General features: G+C 63.1%; 19 protein-coding genes. 5 read left to right on the top strand and 14 right to left on the bottom strand.

Annotated features, from left to right (window positions below; genetic code table 11):
- Positions 1-282: 282 nt before the first annotated feature.
- The 8 genes from cas2 to AX018_RS24770 are packed head-to-tail and all read right to left on the bottom strand — an operon-like array spanning position 283 to position 8,598.
- Positions 283-573 (bottom strand): CRISPR-associated endonuclease Cas2, encoded by a 291-nt coding sequence (gene cas2 / locus AX018_RS10900; protein ID WP_111877312.1) that lies wholly within the window; start codon positions 571-573, stop codon positions 283-285.
- Positions 574-616: 43 nt separating this feature from the next.
- Complete coding sequence (gene cas1c / locus AX018_RS10895) at positions 617-1,657, bottom strand: type I-C CRISPR-associated endonuclease Cas1c (RefSeq protein ID WP_111877311.1); 1,041 nt, start codon at positions 1,655-1,657, stop codon at positions 617-619.
- The gene (gene cas4, locus AX018_RS10890) at positions 1,642-2,319 is read right to left on the bottom strand and encodes a CRISPR-associated protein Cas4 (RefSeq protein ID WP_111877310.1); all 678 of its coding nucleotides are present in this window, start codon (positions 2,317-2,319) and stop codon (positions 1,642-1,644) included. The genes cas1c and cas4 overlap by 16 nt, the downstream gene beginning before the upstream one ends.
- Before the next feature lie 19 nt (positions 2,320-2,338).
- On the bottom strand, positions 2,339-3,190 hold the full coding sequence (gene cas7c, locus AX018_RS10885) for a type I-C CRISPR-associated protein Cas7/Csd2 (RefSeq protein WP_111877309.1): 852 nt from the start codon (positions 3,188-3,190) through the stop codon (positions 2,339-2,341).
- A gap of 20 nt (positions 3,191-3,210) precedes the next feature.
- On the bottom strand, positions 3,211-5,103 hold the full coding sequence (cas8c, locus tag AX018_RS10880; protein WP_111877308.1) for a type I-C CRISPR-associated protein Cas8c/Csd1: 1,893 nt from the start codon (positions 5,101-5,103) through the stop codon (positions 3,211-3,213).
- On the bottom strand, positions 5,100-5,825 hold the full coding sequence (gene cas5c, locus AX018_RS10875; protein ID WP_111877307.1) for a type I-C CRISPR-associated protein Cas5c: 726 nt from the start codon (positions 5,823-5,825) through the stop codon (positions 5,100-5,102). The genes cas8c and cas5c overlap by 4 nt, the downstream gene beginning before the upstream one ends.
- Entirely contained in the window at positions 5,819-8,293 is a 2,475-nt protein-coding gene (gene cas3 / locus AX018_RS10870; RefSeq protein WP_111877306.1) for a CRISPR-associated helicase Cas3', read from the bottom strand. Before cas3 ends, cas5c begins: the two co-directional genes overlap by 7 nt.
- The gene (locus AX018_RS24770) at positions 8,290-8,598 is read right to left on the bottom strand and encodes a hypothetical protein (protein ID WP_146749290.1); all 309 of its coding nucleotides are present in this window, start codon (positions 8,596-8,598) and stop codon (positions 8,290-8,292) included. The genes cas3 and AX018_RS24770 overlap by 4 nt, the downstream gene beginning before the upstream one ends.
- A 107-nt stretch (positions 8,599-8,705) precedes the next feature.
- Here AX018_RS24770 and AX018_RS10865 point away from each other — a divergent pair, with 107 nt between their 5' ends.
- The 4 genes from AX018_RS10865 (at position 8,706) to AX018_RS10850 (ending at position 13,978) form a co-directional block, all read left to right on the top strand.
- Positions 8,706-10,244: a Do family serine endopeptidase gene (locus tag AX018_RS10865; RefSeq protein ID WP_111877305.1), complete on the top strand. Its 1,539-nt coding sequence runs from the start codon at positions 8,706-8,708 to the stop codon at positions 10,242-10,244.
- A 229-nt stretch (positions 10,245-10,473) separates the two neighbouring features.
- Positions 10,474-11,133 carry a response regulator transcription factor gene (locus AX018_RS10860; RefSeq protein WP_111877304.1) on the top strand — a complete coding sequence of 220 codons (660 nt, stop codon included), beginning with the start codon at positions 10,474-10,476 and terminating at the stop codon, positions 11,131-11,133.
- Positions 11,130-12,587 (top strand): ATP-binding protein, encoded by a 1,458-nt coding sequence (locus tag AX018_RS10855; RefSeq protein WP_111877303.1) that lies wholly within the window; start codon positions 11,130-11,132, stop codon positions 12,585-12,587. The genes AX018_RS10860 and AX018_RS10855 overlap by 4 nt, the downstream gene beginning before the upstream one ends.
- Positions 12,584-13,978: a phospholipase D-like domain-containing protein gene (locus AX018_RS10850; RefSeq protein ID WP_111877302.1), complete on the top strand. Its 1,395-nt coding sequence runs from the start codon at positions 12,584-12,586 to the stop codon at positions 13,976-13,978. Before AX018_RS10855 ends, AX018_RS10850 begins: the two co-directional genes overlap by 4 nt.
- A gap of 221 nt (positions 13,979-14,199) precedes the next feature.
- Here AX018_RS10850 and AX018_RS10845 read toward each other — a convergent pair whose 3' ends face one another.
- Both AX018_RS10845 and AX018_RS25920 read right to left on the bottom strand, forming a co-directional pair.
- The gene (locus tag AX018_RS10845; protein WP_111877301.1) at positions 14,200-15,468 is read right to left on the bottom strand and encodes a putative Na+/H+ antiporter; all 1,269 of its coding nucleotides are present in this window, start codon (positions 15,466-15,468) and stop codon (positions 14,200-14,202) included.
- Positions 15,469-15,702: 234 nt separating this feature from the next.
- On the bottom strand, positions 15,703-15,828 hold the full coding sequence (locus AX018_RS25920) for a hypothetical protein (protein WP_281269551.1): 126 nt from the start codon (positions 15,826-15,828) through the stop codon (positions 15,703-15,705).
- A 258-nt stretch (positions 15,829-16,086) separates the two neighbouring features.
- On the opposite strand from AX018_RS25920, the gene AX018_RS10840 reads away from it, so the two are divergent.
- Positions 16,087-16,539 carry a hypothetical protein gene (locus AX018_RS10840; RefSeq protein ID WP_146749289.1) on the top strand — a complete coding sequence of 151 codons (453 nt, stop codon included), beginning with the start codon at positions 16,087-16,089 and terminating at the stop codon, positions 16,537-16,539.
- Here the strand turns inward: AX018_RS10840 and AX018_RS24765 are convergent, their stop codons facing one another.
- From AX018_RS24765 to AX018_RS10835, 4 genes are all read right to left on the bottom strand, one after another.
- The gene (locus tag AX018_RS24765; RefSeq protein WP_146749288.1) at positions 16,540-17,076 is read right to left on the bottom strand and encodes a hypothetical protein; all 537 of its coding nucleotides are present in this window, start codon (positions 17,074-17,076) and stop codon (positions 16,540-16,542) included.
- A 124-nt stretch (positions 17,077-17,200) separates the two neighbouring features.
- Positions 17,201-17,788 (bottom strand): hypothetical protein, encoded by a 588-nt coding sequence (locus AX018_RS24760; RefSeq protein ID WP_146749287.1) that lies wholly within the window; start codon positions 17,786-17,788, stop codon positions 17,201-17,203.
- Complete coding sequence (locus AX018_RS24755; protein WP_146749286.1) at positions 17,785-18,504, bottom strand: hypothetical protein; 720 nt, start codon at positions 18,502-18,504, stop codon at positions 17,785-17,787. The genes AX018_RS24760 and AX018_RS24755 overlap by 4 nt, the downstream gene beginning before the upstream one ends.
- A gap of 190 nt (positions 18,505-18,694) precedes the next feature.
- Positions 18,695-18,909, bottom strand: a 215-nt coding sequence (locus AX018_RS10835; protein ID WP_146749285.1) for a transposase, incomplete at its 5' end; no start/stop codon positions are given.

The raw sequence follows: 18,909 nt of genomic DNA, 5'->3' as shown, positions 1-18,909 counted from the left end.
CGACGTGTTTCAATCCACGCGTCCGCACGGGACGCGACCGCCCGCTTTATAACCCGTTGCCACAGTTGCATTTTTCCCGTCTTTTTGCGAACCCCTTCTTTCGCAAGACCCACGGGTGCGCAGCGGCGAGATGGCTGCAGAAAAATGCCGTGAAATCAAGGAGTTACTGCCGCGCGAACCTCCATGGAAACAGGCCATCGCTTCCGGTTCGCGGCGTACAGGCCCGGTAGTGGTTGCCGCTCTGCGAAGGAAAAAAGATACAGATGGAGCCCGGCGGAGGGGCTACAGGATCAGCGGAGCATTGAGGTCCAGCACGGGCTTGCTGCCAATGTGCTCCACCTTGCGCTGCCATTCGTTGCCCAGGTAGTAAAAGCGCAGGCTGTCCTGCGCGGGGTCGATGATCTGGGTCAGGCGGGCCTTCAGGGCGGTCCACTGCGCGGCATCCACCTCGATCTCGAAGACCGAGAACTGCACGCGTTGCCCGAAGTCCAGGCAGGCCTTGGCGATGTGCCGCAGCCGCCGGGCGCCGGCCTTGTCCTGGGAGCGGACGTCATAACTGACGAGAACCATCATGGTGCGTGCGGCCGGTGGATGGGGAGAGTGGCGTGAAGGGGCGTCATTTCCACAGGAAGGGCGGATAGGCGTCCAGGTCGCCGCGCAGGTGGCGCGCGAGCAACTGGGCCTGGATGAAGGGAAACAGGCCGATGGGCGCTTTCTCCTCCAAAAAGACGTGCCGCAGTTCCTCGCGCTTGCGCTCCTGGTAGGCGGTGAGCACGGTCTTGCGCGAGTCCTCGCGCAGCAGCACGGCGCCGTTGTCCATCACCTGAAAATCCCGCTCGCCGATCTGGCGCAGGTTGATCAGCGAGAGCGCCAGGCGGTCGGCCATGAGGGCGCGGAACTCTTCGAGCAAATCCAGCGCAAGGCTGGGGCGGCCCGGCCGGTCGCGGTGCAGAAAGCCCACGGCCGGATCGAGTCCCACGCTTTCGAGGGCCGAGCGGCAGTCGTGCGTGACGAGGGTGTACAGAAACGACAGCAACGCGTTGACGGCATCCAGCGGCGGTCGGCGGCTGCGGCCCTGAAAGCGCAGTGCCGGGTCGGGCACGCGGATCAGGTGGTCGAACACGCCGAAATACGCCTGCGCCGCCTCGCCTTCGCAGCCGCGCAGCAGGTCCACCGAGGGCTCGGTGGCGAGCTTGTCCGCGATGCGGCCGATCCGCTGGTGCGCGCGGGAGAGCGCCTGTTCATCCCCGGAAGAGAGCTTGCCGCCATGGTCGCGCAGCGCGCGGCCCAGCACGGCGCGCTGGTTGTGCAGCTTGCCCTGCAGCAGGTTGCGCACGATGGCGGCGCACCGTGCGGGGTCGTCGCTGGCGCGGTACTGCTGGCGGCGCAGCAGCACGTTGCCCGAAACGGGGCCTTCCACCCGCGCGAGGAACTTGCCCTGCGGGCTGAGAAAGCAGGTGGTGATGCCCTGTTCCGCGCAATAGCCCAGCAGCGGAGGCGACACCAGCACGCGGCCGAAGCACACCAGGCTCTCCAGCATGTGCACGGGCAGCCGCGCCCGCGTCGTCTGCTCCACCTCCATGACGATGTTGGCGCCGTCCTTGTGCAGCCAGGCGCCCTCGGTGGTGACATAGAGCGTGTTCAGCTGCCGGCGCATGCGGTGCCTCCGTCGGTGGGGCTCACGGCCGTCGAGGATGCCAGTTGCCGCGCAAGCCAGTCGTTCACGCCCGAGGCCCGGGCGAGCAGTCGCGGCTGGCACAAATCGATCAGGGAGCAGGCATCGCAGCGCCGGGGCTGGTAGGCGGCGGTGGGCGTGGTGCCGCTGGCCAGCATGGCACGCGTGGCCTCGATGGTTTCCAGCGTGAGCCGGCGCAGTTCGCCATCGAAGGCCACGTCCTGGCGGCGCCGCGTGGCGCCGTAGAACAGTGCGCCGTCCGCCACGGGCTGGTCCAGCATCGCTTCGAGGCACAGCGCCTGGGCGCACAGCTGCACCTCGTCGGCGCGGTGCGCCTTGGGGCGGCCGCGCTTGTATTCGACGGGCAGGGCGCGTTCTTCTCCACCGGGCGTTGCGTGGAACTCCACGGCATCCGCGATGCCGGCGATGCGCAGCGCCGGATGGGCCAGCGGCATGGCCGTTACCGTGCGCACGCCGCGCCGCCGGTCGGCCCGGGGCTGGTCGGCGCGCTCGTGCAGCAAGCGGCCCTCGGCGGTGTGGCGGCTCTCGGCCCACTGCTGCTCCACGTGGATGAGCGCGCACTGGCGGGGGCAGTAGAGGTAGTGCTGGAGGGCGGAGAGGGGGATGAAGTTCTCGTCGTCCATGGCACCGCCACTTATCTCATCAGAAACCGTCAATGATTTCTGGCGCCAACCCGGGAAGCGATGACTTCAATGCTGCTTCATCGAAGCTGCCATCGTTCTTGAGCAGGTTGCGCAGCGTGTCGTGAACTTTGGCGGAAGAGTGTTGGCCTGCCTTGGACGAATGTTTCCACCAGATGACCTTGATTACTTGCATGCTGCCGTCAGGGCGTGCCGATGAAGTGTCATTCTCAAAGATTCGCGGCAATACCTCTTTGATGGCTTCGGCATCTGTCAGCGTAAATCCGGTTCGCTCGGCCAGTTGTGGATTGATGCTGCCGTAGGTTTCGTAGATTCCGAAGTCAACGCGGTGCTTCATTCCCATGGTGTCGGATCCGCGCTTGCTGCCATCCCCTTCGCTGTTCACGCTCTTCGTGATTTGTGTGCTGGTGATGTTGACGCGCTCTTTGCTGAAAGCGGAATGAATGCTGACCGGCCCCCGGATGGGAACGGAGACGCCGCTCGCGTCGCTTTCTTTCCCAAAGGCAAACACCTGCCCGAAAGCACGGACGTCGAACCACTTCTTGCAGGCCTCGCGGGCGAATGTGTCTTTTTTTGCCCCTTTTTTGAAATGCTCTTTGCCAAGCCCGCTTTCTGCCCGGTTGCGCAGGCTGGTTTCCCCATCGGTCTTGCGGTCGTCGGACTGCACGAAAATGGGATGGCTGGCTTCCTGCAGGCGGTCGCGCAGCTTGCGCTTGAGTGCGACATCGCTCACTTCTCCAAAGCCGGCGTAGTCCGTTCTTGGACGATTGCCATTCAGTGGGTCTCCATTGGGGTTGGCATGCTGGACCCGGAAAATGATGGCGAAATCGATCTTGTTCTGCAGCGTGGTCATGGCTTTTCCCTCGGATAAGTTCAGTTGGCTTGTTCTTCGGCGATGGTTTCCGTGTCAGTCTTCTTTTGGCGCAACACGGAACGTTGACAGTGGTAGCCCAGCAAGAATTCACCAGAAAGCGGCCCGTCATTGGTGAAGTCTTCGTGGGCGAAAGACATTTGTACCTCGTCCAGCTGTTGTTCTCTGCGGTCCAGGAACGCCGGGGCACGATTGCGCAACCGGATCTTGTAAGGGGTCAGAGACAGTTCGATGTTTCTCCAGGTCGAGAAAGGCCTGTCGGCAAATCGCTGCATGAGCCTCGCTGCGTTGGTTTCTCGCCCCTCTTCTGCAAGCCTCAATGCATAGCCTTCGATGTTTTCGGCCAGCGCCAGCAAGCGCCCATACAAATAATCACGGCTCGTGCGAGCTATTTCCAATGCCATCTGATAGTTCCTCTCTGGATGAATACCTTTGAACAATGCGCATGCGATTCCGAGGTTCTTTTCCCACTCCCATTTATCGGACTTATCGATATTGATGCGAGTGGCTACTCGGCGGCATGTTGAATCGACCAGGTCGAAAGGTACTGGCAGCTGATCGACGATGCAGGGAAGCAGGCGTTCCCGGGTAGGTGCTTCGAGCTTCTGCGCGTTCGATCCAAATGCTGCTTTGGCGATGTCGCGCGGTGAGGGTGCACCGATGAACTGACGATCCTTGCCGTAGTTCTGCGGCCACGCGAATCTCAAATGCCAGTTTTCGATGCGATCCAGGAATTCTGAATTACGCAGTTGGCGATAGAACGTGATCGACATGCGCCCCGGGGTCGCAGAATCCAGGGCCATCACATGCACATCATCTGTTGGGTCCAGTGTTTGCCGGTAGCCATTGATGGCCCGTTTCAATTGCAGCGCAAAAATCTGGCCGGCACTGGTATCTATCCCGGGTTCCTCGGGGCCGAATTCGTCGTGGCTGTCCTTCATCGGGTCCGGAACGGATTTGCCCGCCACTGTCCAACTGACGATGACCTGGATGCCACTGCGCGATCCTTGGCGTTCGATTAACCAGCGCAAGGCGTTGTGTGCTTTTTGCGTGGCCTCGTATCCCACACCGACTGCCTGATCCGCTTCGATGAAGCGGCCACGATAGGTGAATCCCGTGTCATCGTTGGCAGAGATCAGTTTGGCCTTGTCACCTGCATTGCGCAATTTCGAGGGATGTTGCAGGGCCAAGGTGGTTTCCTGACCATGCACCATGCAATAGCCGCGCAAGGTTTGGATTTGGGCGTAGTAGGCAATCCAGGAATTCAATAGTGAAGGGTCTTGCCAAGTGCCCGCAGCCTCTTCTTCTCCCTCCACGCTCCACCGTATGAAGGCGTCCTCGGGGGATTGGCCTGCCGCCAGCACCTTATAGATCGCAGGTGATTGGTCTTCGCTTCCGGTCCATTGCTTGAGCAGCTTGCCATCGGCATCGACGGGGAGAATTCGAAAGGCCACCAAGTCTTCGATGACTCGCCCTTGCTTGATGTATTGAAGAATGGCGCTGAGTTTCGGGTGTCCTTGAGAGGATGATGCCCATCCAGAGAGAAGGTCGAGATAGATGCGATGCGGTTCACTTGGATCTTTGCTGAAGCCTGACGTGACCTCGCCACCGTGGGCCACGTAGTCGGCTGCAACATATTGCAGCTTGTCGCAAAGTGGATGGCTGGTAGGTTTGCTGCCGGCGCGGCCACCGGAAGACTCGGTACAAGGAATCAGTGTTGTGCTTCTTTCTTTGTCGAGTACAGACGCTCTGAGAAAACTGCCATGGCTATCCAGCACGATTTCCACATGGGCTTGTTGCGTCGTGTGGGCAATCGGCATCAGAAGCGATGAGCCATCAGATTCATGACCAAAGCAGGTCTCATAAGTCTCGTAAAGACTTTGCAGCCAGCTCATGCCGATGCCTCCGATTCAGTTGCCTCTACTTCCACGCTGCGTTGATTCTGGTCAATTCCGAAAATTTTGGGCGTCATCTTTCGGATGAATTTACGTTCCGTGCATTCCTGGGGGCGTGGGAACTGGATCCGGCCATTCAGCATGGTGGGGCGCCAGAACCGGGCGTGCAGTTCCCCCGTTCCCGTTTCATCGGGGTAGTCAAAGCCGTGGAACATGAGACCGAAAGCCAGTTCACCATCTTGGTCGAGAGCCCCTGTCTCCTCGCCAAAAGTGCATGGCTCTACATAACCCTGGCAATCGCGTGTGCCGAGAAAAATGTCCTGCCGACCACCGCGATCCAGCATCCGTTTTGCGATGGCATGGTGTTTCCCATCAATTCGGTCCTGCGCCAGTTCAGGCCGATGCTCGTTCCATTCGAAGTGCGCGCGGACCTGGTATTCGACATCGGAGAGAAATGTGTAGATGGCCAAGCTGTTGCCTCCGCTGAACTCCAGTGGTTTGGTGCCTTTCGTCTGGGTTCGAATTCTTTTCATCACACGCACTTCATCGATCACCCATATGAGGGTCGGCTTCCAATAGATCGATTTGGCGATGCCTTTCAAGGCCTCATAGGTCGGGACGTGATAGGAGCACTTCTCGCCCCCGGCCTTGGTCAGTGGGTCCGTGAACAGTGCGTGTCTTGCACGGACCTTGAATTCCAGTGAGTTCCTGGTCTCTACCATATGTGGTTCTCCGAGGGATTGATGGCTTCGGTTGCGAGACCGAATTGCGGGCTGTAGTACTCAGGATTGAGGCAATGGATGCGCAGTTCGGGATGGACAGTCTTGAATGCCTCGACGTCGCTCAATTGCCTGAAGACATTGGGAAAGACATTGACCGTGTATTGCTGTACCTGCCGCAGAAGATCGATGTCATGGGCCAGGTCGAAAGCTCCGAAAAGGTCATTGATGAGTTCGCGCCCCTTGTCGCCATAAGGAACGACGATTCCTTCGGTGGGCGCATCGATGGCTTTGAACAAGCCCGCAGCTGTCATGAAGGGCTGGTGAAAGGGATAGCCAGGCCATCGCCCATTTCTCTGACGAAAGCTTTGCAGGGCTTGGGTGTTGGTGGATAAGAGATCCAGCAGGCTGGTGGAAGTCCCGGCTTCCTTGGATGTAACCGGATAGACCATGTCTTTCTTGCGTTCAAAGAAGTAATAGCGGTAGTACGCCGACATTGCCTTGGGCCCCAGCAGGTCGTTCCCAAAATGCTCTGGGCGGCGGCGGTATTCGTCCAGGACACGCTCCGCTTGCCTGCGTCCCTCTGCAATGTCGGGAAGCATTGAGAGGTTTTCATTCGCCGGATTGACGATGTAAACGGTGCCTGACCTCGATCTGCCATTGCGATTGCAGCGGCCTGCGGCCTGGGCGATGGAGTCCAGGCCGGCGAGGAAGCGGATCACGACCTTGAAATCCACATCGACTCCCGCTTCGATCAACGGAGTACTGATGCACAGGACCGGCAATTCGGCATCCAGGCGGGTGCGTACCTTGTGCAGTTCTGCCTTTCGATGAGCTGGGCACATGTCCGTGCTCAAGTGATAGACCTCGTCATGTCCCAGAACTTCGCTGGTGAGTTGGAACAGTCGCCTTGCTGCCGCTTTCGTGTTGACGATCACCAGGCAATCTCCTTCACCCCGGAATCGTTCCAAGGTGAGATTGACCACCTCTTCAGGGCTCCAGCCTCCTGGTTTTCGGGCATCCTGGACATCGACGCGTTTGAGCTTTTCGAACAGCGTGTCGGTATCCAAGATCAGATCGTGCTTTTGTGCCAGCCGTGCCGCTCCTTTTTCTGGCGCAACATTGCTGAGCAGTGGCTGTGTGGCGGTGCACAGCACGACAGTGCTGTTGCACTGCTCTGCCAGGAAATTCACCGCGTTATTGAAAAGATGAACGCAGCGGATGGGCAAGGTCTGGACTTCATCGAAGATGATGACCGCGTTGGCAAGCTGATGCATCCTCCGCGCACCTCGGGTGCCGGAGCCAAAAAGTGATTCCAGAAACTGCACCATGGTGGTGTAAACCACAGGGGCATCCCAGTCTTCACAAAGCATCTTCTCGCGCCAAGTCTGGCGCTCAGGTGTAATGCTGCTGTGGTGCTCCAGCACAATATTCCCTGAGTCTTCAGGGGTGTCATCCGGCTCCAGGATGCATCGCACAGCCTGCGCGTTCTGGTCGATGATGGATGTGAAGGGAATGACGTAGATGATGCGATCCAGTGAGCGCCGGCATGCGTGGTGCAAGGCAAAGCGCAAGCTGGCGAGCGTCTTTCCCCCGCCGGTCGGAACGGTCAGGGTGTAGATCCCCTTGTCCCGCGATGCAGCCTGCCTGCATTCCGTGGATATGGCACGCCGAAGTTCGTCGATGGGATGCTTGTTCGGGAATGCGGCCAAGTGGCGTTCCAGCCGTTCGATCTGGATTGCCCAATGGGGGTAACGGCCCAATGGGCGGAAAAGCGCTTCTCCGGGTTTCTCGAAGCTAGCTGTATCTATCCGGTCACCCGCGATCAAGCAACTGAAAACAAAGCGGACCAGCAGCCCGAATTGCTGGCAACGTGAAGTGTTGCTTGCGGCTCCCAGGTTTTTCTGCTCGATGCCCTTCTGTGCACGATCCACTTCGGCAATGAGCTGAGGGTCTTCCAGCAAATGGAGGCAGCGATCCAGGATGCTGTTGTCGGCCAAGCGAAGGACCTCTGCCAAATGTGTCCTGGAGTCTTCCTTGCCCATGCGCCGGCTGAAGTTGTCTTCCCCGGTAGCCGTAAGGCAATCGATCAGGCCAGAGTGATGGGATGCAATGCACAGTGCCGCCAAATGGCCTGCAATGGTGGCTCTCCTGTCGTGCCGTGCAAGCAATCTTTCCCAGACCCATTGGGCGCCGGCGGTTGAATGATCGACTTTCCCTTTAAGTTTGTCCGCATCGACCCATTCATCGTCCAGGTCTGGATTCAATGCGCCGATGGCCGATTTGAGGTAGTTCTGAAACTCCGCGCTGTATTTGCCGAGATCGTGCAGTAAGCCAAGCAGTTCACCCAGCAGGGGAAGGTCCAGCTTCTGCGCGAATATTTTTGTCCAATGGGCGGTTCCGGTCAGATGCCCAGAGAGCGGTTGCCAAGAGTCATCCGATTTCCGGTAGTGAGCGACGTATGGACTCACGATGCGCGCCGACCAGAAGCAACTGAGCCGACGATGTCGGCCATGATTCCGGCGCTGCGAGAAAACTTTTCTTGGCGACCCGGATCATGGGCCGCGTAGATTCTCTGCGTGCAAAGACAGCAGACCTCTTTCAAGTCGTCGTTCAACGCGATTTCTCCCTCTCTCTGTTTGGCCGATGCTGTTCGCAACATCTTGCGTGCGACCGTGCTGTGCGGTGCCGCAGGCATTGTGCGAAAGGTACGAGTGCTTGTCACCTGTAGCAACTGCTTCCAGGGGAATTCCCTGACGCAGATCAGCGCCTTCACGGCAGCGTAAAGCCGTGCGCCAGCCGGCAGGCCGCCATGGTCTAAGCCCCTTCTAAGTCTCCATCCCCAAACTCCCCTTCATGCCACAACCCACTGAAAGGTTTGCCATGAACTCGATCCTCTCCACCCCCCGCCGCCTCACCCTCGCCCTTGTGGTCGCCGGGGCCATGGGGGCGACGGGCGCGGGGCTCGTCACCAACCTGCGCTCCTCCCATGCGGGGCCGCTCGCGCCGGCCGCGGCGCCCGTGGCCATGGCGCCCGCGCCGTATGCCGGCGTGGCGATGCCGGATTTCGCGCAGATCACGGCGCGCAACGGGGCGGCGGTGGTCAATATCAGCGTGACCGGCACCACCAAGACCTCGCTCAATGGCGCGGGCGACGATGACGGCGACGAGACGCCTTCGGCCCAGCACCAGCATGGCAGCGCGCAGGGCATGGACCCGGACGATCCGTTCTTCGAGTTCTTCCGCCGCTTCGGCATGCCGGGCATGGGCGGGCGCATGCCGCAGCGCGAGGTGCCGATGCGCGGCGAGGGCTCGGGCTTCATCGTGAGCCCCGACGGCATCGTCATGACCAATGCGCACGTGGTCAAGGGCGCGAGCACGGTGACGGTGAAGCTCACCGACCGACGCGAGTTCCGCGCGAAGGTGCTGGGCGCCGATCCCAAGACCGACGTGGCGGTGCTCAAGATCGACGCGAAGAACCTGCCCGTGGTGCAGCTCGGCAGCACGAAGAACCTCGCCGTGGGCGAGTGGGTGCTGGCCATCGGCTCGCCGTTCGGTTTCGAGAACAGCGTGACGGCGGGCGTGGTGAGCGCCAAGGGCCGCGCGCTGCCCGACGACAGTTTCGTGCCCTTCATCCAGACCGACGTGGCGGTGAACCCCGGCAACTCGGGCGGCCCGCTGTTCAATGCGCGCGGCGAGGTGGTGGGCATCAATTCGCAGATCTACAGCCGCTCGGGCGGCTACCAGGGCGTGTCGTTCGCGATCCCGATCGAGGTGGCCGCGAAGGTGAAGGACCAGATCGTGGCCACCGGCAAGGCGAGCCACGCGCGGCTGGGCGTGGCGGTGCAGGAGGTGAACCAGGCGTTCGCCGATTCGTTCCAGCTCGACAAGCCCGAAGGGGCGCTCGTGGCCAGCGTGGAGCCGGGCGGCCCGGCCGACAAGGCGGGCCTGAAGTCGGGCGACGTGATCCGCCGCATCGACGGCCAGCCCATCGTGGCTTCGGGTGATCTGCCGGCCTACGTGGGCCAGTCCGCGCCCGGCAGCGCGGTGCGCATGGAGGTGTGGCGCCACGGCAAGCAGGAGGAGGTCACGGCCACGCTGGGCGACGCGAGCGACAAGCCCGTCAAGGTGGCGAGCGCCGACAAGGCCGTGGGCAAGGGCCAGCTGGGGCTGTCGCTGCGCCCGCTGCAGCCGCAGGAGCGGCGCGAGGCCGGCGTGGGCGGCGGCCTGGTGGTGGAGGCTGCGCGCGGCCCCGCCGCCGCCGCGGGCGTGGAGCCGGGCGACGTGCTGCTGGCCATCAACGGCACACCGGCGCTGAGCGTCGAGCAGGTGCGCGCTGCGATGGCGAAGGCGGGCAAGTCGGTGGCCCTGCTGATCCAGCGCGACGGCGACAAGATCTTCGTGCCCGTGCCGCTGGGCTGACGCACGCAGCGGCGGACATCCGGCGGGGCCCGGGGCATCGGCCCGCATTGGGCGGTGCCCATGCACCCCGGGTTCGGTCGGGTCCTACGCGGGCGGGGCGGGGGCTGCCGCTATCCTTGACGGATGCCCCCCGCATTTTTCTCCTCCGCCCCACCCGCCGCCGCGCCCCGCCTGCCGGGGCGCGGCGGCGGGGTGACCGCGACAACGCAATGCCACTCCGGGAAACGCCATGCGCCTGCTGCTGGTGGAAGATGACACGATGATCGGCGAGGCCGTGCACGATCTGCTGCGCGCCGAGCACCACGCGGTGGACTGGGTGCGCGACGGCGAGATGGCCGACACGGCCCTGCGCACGCAGAGCTACGACCTCGTGCTGCTGGACCTGGGCCTGCCGCGCCGTGATGGCCTCTCGGTGCTGCGCGAGCTGCGCGCGCGCAAGGACCGCACGCCGGTGCTGGTGGCCACGGCCCGCGATTCCGTCGCGCAGCGCGTGGAGGGCCTGGACGCGGGCGCCGACGACTACGTGCTCAAGCCCTACGACCTCGACGAGCTGCTGGCGCGCATCCGCGCGCTGGCGCGGCGCGCGGCGGGGCGGGCCGAGCCGGTCTATGAGCACAAGGGCGTGAGCATCGACCCGGCCACGCGCGAGGTGTCGGTGAACGGCGAGCCGGTGGTGCTCTCGGCGCGCGAGTGGGCCGTGCTGGAGCCGCTCATCGCCCGCCCGGGGCGGGTGCTCTCGCGCGCGCAGCTGGAGGAAAAGCTCTACAGCTGGAAGGACGAGATCAGCAGCAACGCGATCGAGGTCTATATCCACGGCCTGCGCAAGAAGCTCGGCGCCGAGCTGGTGCTGAACGTGCGCGGCGTGGGCTACATGGTGCCCAAGGCATGAGCGTGGAGGGCGACGGGCCCGCCGCCGGCGCGGCCGCGCACCCGGCGCGCGGGGCCCGCTGGCTGGACCGCCTCGCGGCCCGGGCGCCGCATTCGCTGCGCGCGCGGCTGCTGTGGTTCCTGCTGGTCGCCATCGCCTGCGCGGCGCTGCTGCAGTTCGCGATCGCCTACCAATCGGCGCTGGCCGAGGCCGACCAGATCTTCGACTACCACATGCAGCAGACGGCGATGGCGCTGCGCCCGGGCGTGCCCGCCGTGCCCGAGGGCTCCTCCGGGCCGCTGGTGCACGAGGACGAGAACACCGAGTTCGTGGTGCAGATCTGGTCGGCCGAGGGCTCGCGGGTGTTCGAGTCGGCCGTGGGCGCGGCCCTGCCGCAGCGCGCGGTGTTGGGGTTCTCGAACGTGCGCGCGCATGGCACCACGTACCGGGTGTTTTCGGTGCAGACGCAGGCGCAGGTGATCCAGGTGGCGCAGGACATGGCCGCGCGCCGCGCGATGGCGCGCGGGCTGGCGTGGCGCACGGCCGGGCCGATCGCGCTGCTGGCGCCGCTGCTGGCGCTGGCCGTGTGGTGGGCGGTGAGCGGATCGCTCGCGCCGGTGGAGCGCGTGCGCCGGCAGGTGGCCCGGCGGCAGGCCGACGATCTCTCGCCCGTGAGCGCGGGGGCGCTGCCCGACGAGGTGCGCCCGCTGGTGGACGAGCTGAACCTGCTGTTCGAGCGCGTGCGGCGCGCGTTCGAGGCGCAGCAGCATTTCGTGGCCGATGCGGCGCACGAGCTGCGCTCGCCGCTCGCGGCGCTCAAGCTGCAACTGCAGGGGCTGCAGCGCGCGAGCGGGGACGAGGCGCGCGCGGTGGCCGCGGCGCGGCTGGCGGCGGGCATCGACCGCGCCACGCGCCTGGTCGAGCAGCTATTGGCCCTGGCGCGCCAGGAGGCGAGCGCCGCCACCGGCGCGCCGCCCGGGCCCGTGGCGCTGGCCGACCTGGCCCGGCAGGCCGTGGCCGACGCCACGCCCGCCGCGCGGCAGCAGGGGATCGACCTGGGCCTGGCCACGGCCGATGCCGCGCCGGTAATGGGCCATGCCGAGGCGCTGCGCATCCTGCTGCGCAACCTCGTGGACAACGCGGTCAAGTACACCCCGGCCGGCGGCGTGGTGGACGTGCACGTGCGGGCCGGCGAGGATGGCGCGGTGGCGCTGGTGGTGGAGGACAGCGGCCCCGGCATCGGCAAGGACGACCGCGAGCGCGTGCTGGGCCGCTTCTACCGCGCGCCCGTGCCCGACGGTGCCGCACCGGTGGCGGGCAGCGGCCTGGGGCTGGCGATCGTGCAGTCCATCGCGCGGCTGCACGGTGCATCGGTGGTGCTCGATGCATCGCCGCGCCACGGCGGGCTGCGCGTGGCGGTGCGCTTCGTGGCCCCGGCGCCGGAGGGCGGTGCCCGGCCGGAGGCGCGGGCTTGACGCGGTTCGCGATCCTCTCGGGCCTCGGGCACGCGGTGTTCGTGGCCGTGGGGCTGCTGATCTACGTGATGGGCACGCGCATCGGCCGCCAGCGGCGCCACCCCTCCACGGCCGTGGCCTGGGTGCTGGCGATCGTGGCCTTTCCTTACGTGGCGGTGCCGCTTTTCCTGATGTTCGGCGCGCGCAAGTTCGTGCGGCCGCGCCGGCATCCCGTGGCGATGCTGGCGGCCGCGCCCGGCGCGGGGGCGCCCGGGCCGGCCTGGGCCACGCGGATGCTCGCGGGCATGGAGCTGGCGCCGCCCGTGCGCAATGCGCGCATCGCCTTCCACGGCGAGGGCGCGCAGGCGCTGCAGGGGCTGCTGGCCACGGTGGAATCGGCACGGCACAGCCTGGACGTGTGCACCTTCGTCTTCGGCGACGACGAGGTGGGCCGGCGCGTGGCCGAGGCCCTGCAGGCGGCCGCCGCGCGGGGCGTGGCCGTGCGCCTGCTGCTCGACGCGGTGGGCAGCGTGGGCACGCCGCACGGCCTGCGCGGCGCGCTGGCGCGCGGCGGCGTGCAGGTGCGCCGCTTCATGCCGCTGCTGCACAACCCGATGCGCGGGCACACCAACCTGCGCAACCACCGCAAGCTGGTGGTGGCCGACGGCGAGCGGCTCTGGAGCGGCGGGCGCAACCTGGCCTGCGAATACTTCATGGACCAGCCCCGGCATCCCGCGTGGGTCGACCTGAGCTACGAGGTGGAGGGGCCGATCGCGCTGCAGGCGGCCGCGCAGTTCGCCGCCGACTGGCAGGCCGCCAGCGGGCGCATGGCCCGCGCCGTGCTGCCACGCGCGCTGCCCGCCGGCCCCGAGGGCGGCGCGCCCGCGCAGTGGGTGCCCAGCGGCCCCGACCATGCCGACGACACGGTGCATGCCCTGCTGCTGGCCGGCGCCTACCACGCGCGCGAGCGCATCGTGGCGGTGACGCCGTATTTCGTGCCCGACGACGCCCTGCTGGACGCCTGGTGCATGGCCTGCCGGCGCGGCGTGCGCGTGCGCCTGCTGGTGCCCGCGCGCTCCAACCACCGGCTGGCCGACTGGGCGCGCGCCCGCGCCCTGCGGGAGCTGGCGCAGGCCGGAGCGGAGGTCTGGCTGGCGGCCGGCATGGTGCACGCCAAGGCCGTGGTGATCGACGGCGACGTGGCGCTGTCGGGCTCGCTCAACCTCGACGCGCGCAGCCTGTTCCTCAACTACGAGGCGATGACGGCGTTCTACGGCCCCGCCGAGGTGCGCTGGCTGGCGGGCTGGTGCGATGCGCAGATCGCCCTGGCGCGGCGCTTCCATGCGCGGCGGCCGTCCTGGCTGCGCGACATCGCCGAGGGCGTGGTGCGCGCGGTGGGGTTCCAGCTGTGAGGTGGCGGTTGCTCACCTATTGATAGCAAACAACGTAGCAAATACGGCGACATGGGGCGGGTTTTTCCAAGAAATTTGCCTCAGAACGTGTTCACGATCTTCCAGGGGGTGTGAACACGTTCTCAAGAGGCCCCGCAGCCGCCGCGCCGAGACCACCACGCCAGTGAGGCGGAGCGCGAGGCCGAGGCGGCCCGCCGCCGATGGCCTGCCCGCTGCGGCCTTCAGAGGCCGAGAAACGCGCCGGCCGCCACCAGCGTGGGCGCCAGTGCGCCCAGCAGCAGGCCGCCCGCGCTCACCGTGCCGCCGCTGAAGCCCTGCTTGAGCAGGGCCACGCCGGCCGGGTTGGGCGCGTTGGCGATCACCGTCAGGCCGCCCCCGGCCACGGCGCCGGCCATCAGCATGTACTGGCTCTGCGGCGTGATCCCCGCGATGAGCGAGCCCAGGTAGGTCAGCGCCGCGTTGTCGGTCACCGCCGTGAGGCCCAGCGCGCCGAAGAACAGCGCCAGCGGCTCCAGCCCCGCGACGATGGGCTGCAGCCACCACTGCTGCATGCCGCCCAGCACCACCAGCCCCGCGAGGAAGAAGGCCACGAGCAGCGCCTCCTTGAGGATCAGCGGGCTCTGGTGCCGCGCATAGGCCTGCGCGAAGCCCAGGAACATCAGGAAGAGCGCCAGGAACACCACCGGGTGGTGCGCGAAGACGACCACGCCGGCCAGCAGGGCCATGTGCACGGCGGCCACCGCCGCCGGCACGCCGGGCCGCGCGCCGGCGTCCGGGGCGGTGCGGGGCGGCGGCGCCTGGAGCAGGGGGCGGCGCAGTACCCAGGTGGCGAGGCTGGCGTTGGCCAGCACCGCCAGCGCCGCCTTCCAGCCGAAGTGCGTGAACATGAAGGCGCTGTCCCACTGCCATGTGGCCGCCACCATCAGCACCGGCGGCGCGGCGTACGACGTCAGGGTGCCGCCGATGGACACGTTGACGAACAGCACGCCCAGCGCGAGGTATTTCGGGGGCGCGGGGATTTCCGGGCGGAACGCCACGGGCGCCAGCATCAGCGCCGCCAGGGTCATCGCCGCCGGCTCGGTGATGAGCGAGCCCAGCAGCGGTACGGCCGCCAGCCCCAGCCAGGCGAGGGCCACGGGCCGCGCCATGGGCAGCCACCGCGCGAGGGCGGCCACCGCGCGCGTGGCGGTCTCCAGGATGGGGCGCGACGCCGCGATCACCATCACCACGAAGACGAACAGCGGCTCGGTGTAGTTGCGCGATTCGGCATAGGCCAGCGCCGCGCCGCCGCCCTGCAGCAGCGCCAGCGCCGCCACGAGCACCATGGCCCAGAAGCCGAACACGACCTCGACCTCGCCCAGCAGATGGAAGAGGCCCGCGTGGCGGGGGTGGCGGCGGGCAAGCCGTTCGAACTGCCCGGCGGCGAAGGTGTGCAGGAGCGCGGCGGCGAAGAGCGCGGCGGCGACGGTCTGGGGGGTGAAGATGTCCATGGCGGAGGAGGTCGTGGAAAAACCGCGTGGCGGCCCGACCAGCGCGACGACCTGACACGTCCCCCGCCGCAAGGCCGGCCGGACGTGGCACCCAGGTGGGGAGTTTAGCGGGTGGCGCGGGGCCGGAGGCTTGGGTGTGGCCGCCATGCCCGGGATCCGAACTGCGGCACTTTCCTGTGCATCCCGTCCCGCGGTGCCTTGCTGGCTGGCTGAGAGCCATGGTGGCGAGTGGATTCATCGCATGCAGGACGGCGTTGCTGCGGTGATGTGCCAGCGGGCAAGAGCCGTGCGGATCTCTTTGCCGGAGAGAAACATCTCCCGCTCGAAACCATAATCCTGCCTTGGAGAAATGGTTGCCATGTGATGGCTCCATGCGTGAGGGTTATGTGAACGACAGCGCATCCAATCGGCGATCGCGGGCCAGCGGCCGCATGTTCTTGGGCCAGACCATGGCGGGGTGGATCGCCATGGTGCTTACCATTCCTGGTTTGGCGGCAGGGAGGGGGGGGCGAATTTCATCGAAGGCGCCAGCCTGACGCAGTCGTGGCCGTTGCCGCTGCCCGGATAACAAAGTCGCGGGTGGTCGCCGCGCCAAAGAACCATGCCAAGGGAGTGGGTGTGCGAAAGATGCTGATGGTTATCTGCGGGCTTCTCATGCTCGCGGCTGGCGCGACAAATGCCGCAACAGGCAATCAAGATGAGATCCAGCGGGTTCGGGAGCAGATCCAGGTCATCGACCGGGATCTGGCGATCCTCAAGGAGGTCACCGGCAGCCGCCTCGATGCCCAGGATAAACGTGTCGGGGATCTGGGCATCTCCACGGCTCAGCAAGCCAATTACATGGGGGCGATATCGAACGTATCGACCTTGGTGGGCGCCGGCATTACCGTCATCGCGCTGATTGCTGGCACTGCCGTGTTGCCGCTAACGCAATGGAGCAATCCTGTCGATCAAGCCTGCTTATATGAAGGTCATCGCTATTTGGTCGGCGCTTTGACAATCATAGGCCGTGTTGAAATGGTCTGCCGTATGGAAGACGGGGCTACTCGCTGGTCGAGGTCAGATGGCTAGTCAGGTAGTTGAGAGCTGTCTGGCGATAGACTCTGACTCATTCTGAACATCATCGAAAGGCAGAGGAGCATCGACGTAGAGAACAGCAGCAGAAGCGACTTCCTCGGGGCGAAATCTTCGCAGTTTCAGCCAATACTGTTGCATAGTAACTTCTCGCGTGATGGCCCTGTCGTTGAACAATTGGTCAAGCATTTTTTGCTGCCATTGCAGATCACCATTTCGCTCTTCTGGCCATGAAAGTAGGCTCAGAAGGGGCATTCCATACGAATGAAACAAATCTAGGAGGAAAGTTGCGCAGGTGTGCCCAGATGCGTCGTCTCGATCAATATACTTGCCGTCTATACCGAAGTTGGCTTGGAGGTTATAAAAAACCCCATAGGGTATATTGTTTGCAATTACTCTGGGTGCTACCTCGATTGCCCAGTCCGCGAAAGTCTCTTGCAGCTCAATATCGAGATGTTGGAATTGCGCGGAGTGATACTTACCATCCCACGCATGGTGGCGGGTATCTTTATGCCATCCATGATGCAAGAGCATGGGCTCTGAGTCATCGTTCCTGTAAATTAGGGCAATGTGATTCTGTTCTGCTGCCACCTGGCGGATTCCGAATGCAAGTGAGCAGTCGTCTGCTAATGGATTTTCATCAGGCCGTCTGAGCAAGTTAAACCTCCCGTGGACGCGGCAACCCTACGAAAAGAGCTTCTGGGCTCTTTTGTTTGCGCTTAACTTCATTCCAGGACTTCTTGTAAGCCAAATTCCAAGCTGGCAATGCTTCCCGTGCTCTTGAGCTTGATCTTATCAAGCCAATCAGACTCCTGCTGCTCAGCTTTTTTACATCAGCATCGGTCAAAATGTTGTTGGCAATACCTAAATTCGTCGCATGCAGATTGTCTTCAATTAAACGCATGACCTCGCGAGCGGCTTCACGATGTCGACCAACCTCTTCGAGCGCATACGTCAATTTAAGCGCTGCTTTCGACAGTTCCATGCCTGCGTCATAGGCTGAAGACGATGAAACAACTAACGTATCGACGTGAAAAGTTGCCGAACTCGCAACAGTTATCGTAACGCCTACAGGGGACACTTGCCTCATGAAGTCGCCGCTATAGTTAATTGTTGAATTAGGGCAACTTGCATTCTTAAGATGCTTCGCAAAAACAAATGCTGCTTCGTTCTTGTCGAAACCGTGTGCTGCAGAGCTTATATTTTTTGATGATGAAGACTGCGCAATAATCCCGAAATTGCTCATAGTGATACTCCATTTCTAATGGAGGCTAGCATCTCGGATGCTAGTTCATTGAGAAGGGGGATGAAAAATTGATTGTTAATTACTGCCTTATCTTCGGAGTGCGTATTGATGTCCGCCAAGCAACCGCAATAAAAGTGAGTCTTCGACTCCGGTGCCTCTGATACATGATTGATGGTTAGGAACGGGCATGCCCAATGCGTCAATCTATTGATCGAAATGCCCTGAATTGACTTTGATGGCGTAGGAAAATTTATCTGAAAAACTACATCTTTGTGTTTTCCATAGTCAAAATTTTGACGCGTCATCTCACTTAATTTTTTGTAGCCTTCTGTTGGGCTTGCAACTTCATAAAGATAGTTTCCACCAATTGCGATTCTAATCAAATCTTCCCGGGTTTCTATGAAATTAAGGGTTAATTTTTTTAGAGCTTCAATGTTGGAATAAATATCATCAATTAAAGATGCTTCTAACGAGAAGAGCGTTTCTGGTTGAAGAATAATATCTACTCTATTAAAAGAACGCCGAACTTCTGTCTTTAATTCTTCGTAAATTCCCGATGCAATGCTTTCGCCGGTTGCTGGTTTTTGATTGATCTCAATCGCTTCTGCACCAAAAAAATTTGCGTAAATTTGCTCTACAGGCTCCTGAAACACCTGCGCCGAAAAAAGGGATACACGGAGGTGATCCGCCTTCCAATTGAGAGGTGTGTTGGTCATGTGTTTCGTTCAGGGAGGCCGAAGTACGGCATTTCGCGCGAGTATACGGCTAGATTTTTAGCCTAAGGATTCTCTGCACGAATCAGTTACGACTGTGCCGATCCCGGTTGAAGAGCAGCATCAGCTCATCCCCCCCTTGCATCGCCATTTGTGTGCGTCTGCGGGGCACTTTCCCCGGATTTCGCGGGCATTACGCCCGCTGCACGCGCACCTGTGCCATCGCCAGCAGCTTGTGCCGCACCATCCACAGATTGCTCAGCGCAAACAGCGTGACGATCTGCGCCGTGTTCTTCTTGAGCCCCCGGTAGCGCACCTTCACATACCCAAACTGCTGCTTGAGCACTCTGAAGGGATGCTCCACCTTCGCCCGGATGCTGGCCTTGATGATCTCGATCTGCTCCATCA

Origin of the sequence: Paracidovorax anthurii (assembly GCF_003269065.1) — a bacterium.
Lineage (GTDB): Bacteria > Pseudomonadota > Gammaproteobacteria > Burkholderiales > Burkholderiaceae_C > Paracidovorax > Paracidovorax anthurii.
This window is presented reverse-complemented; position numbering and strand designations above follow the sequence as displayed.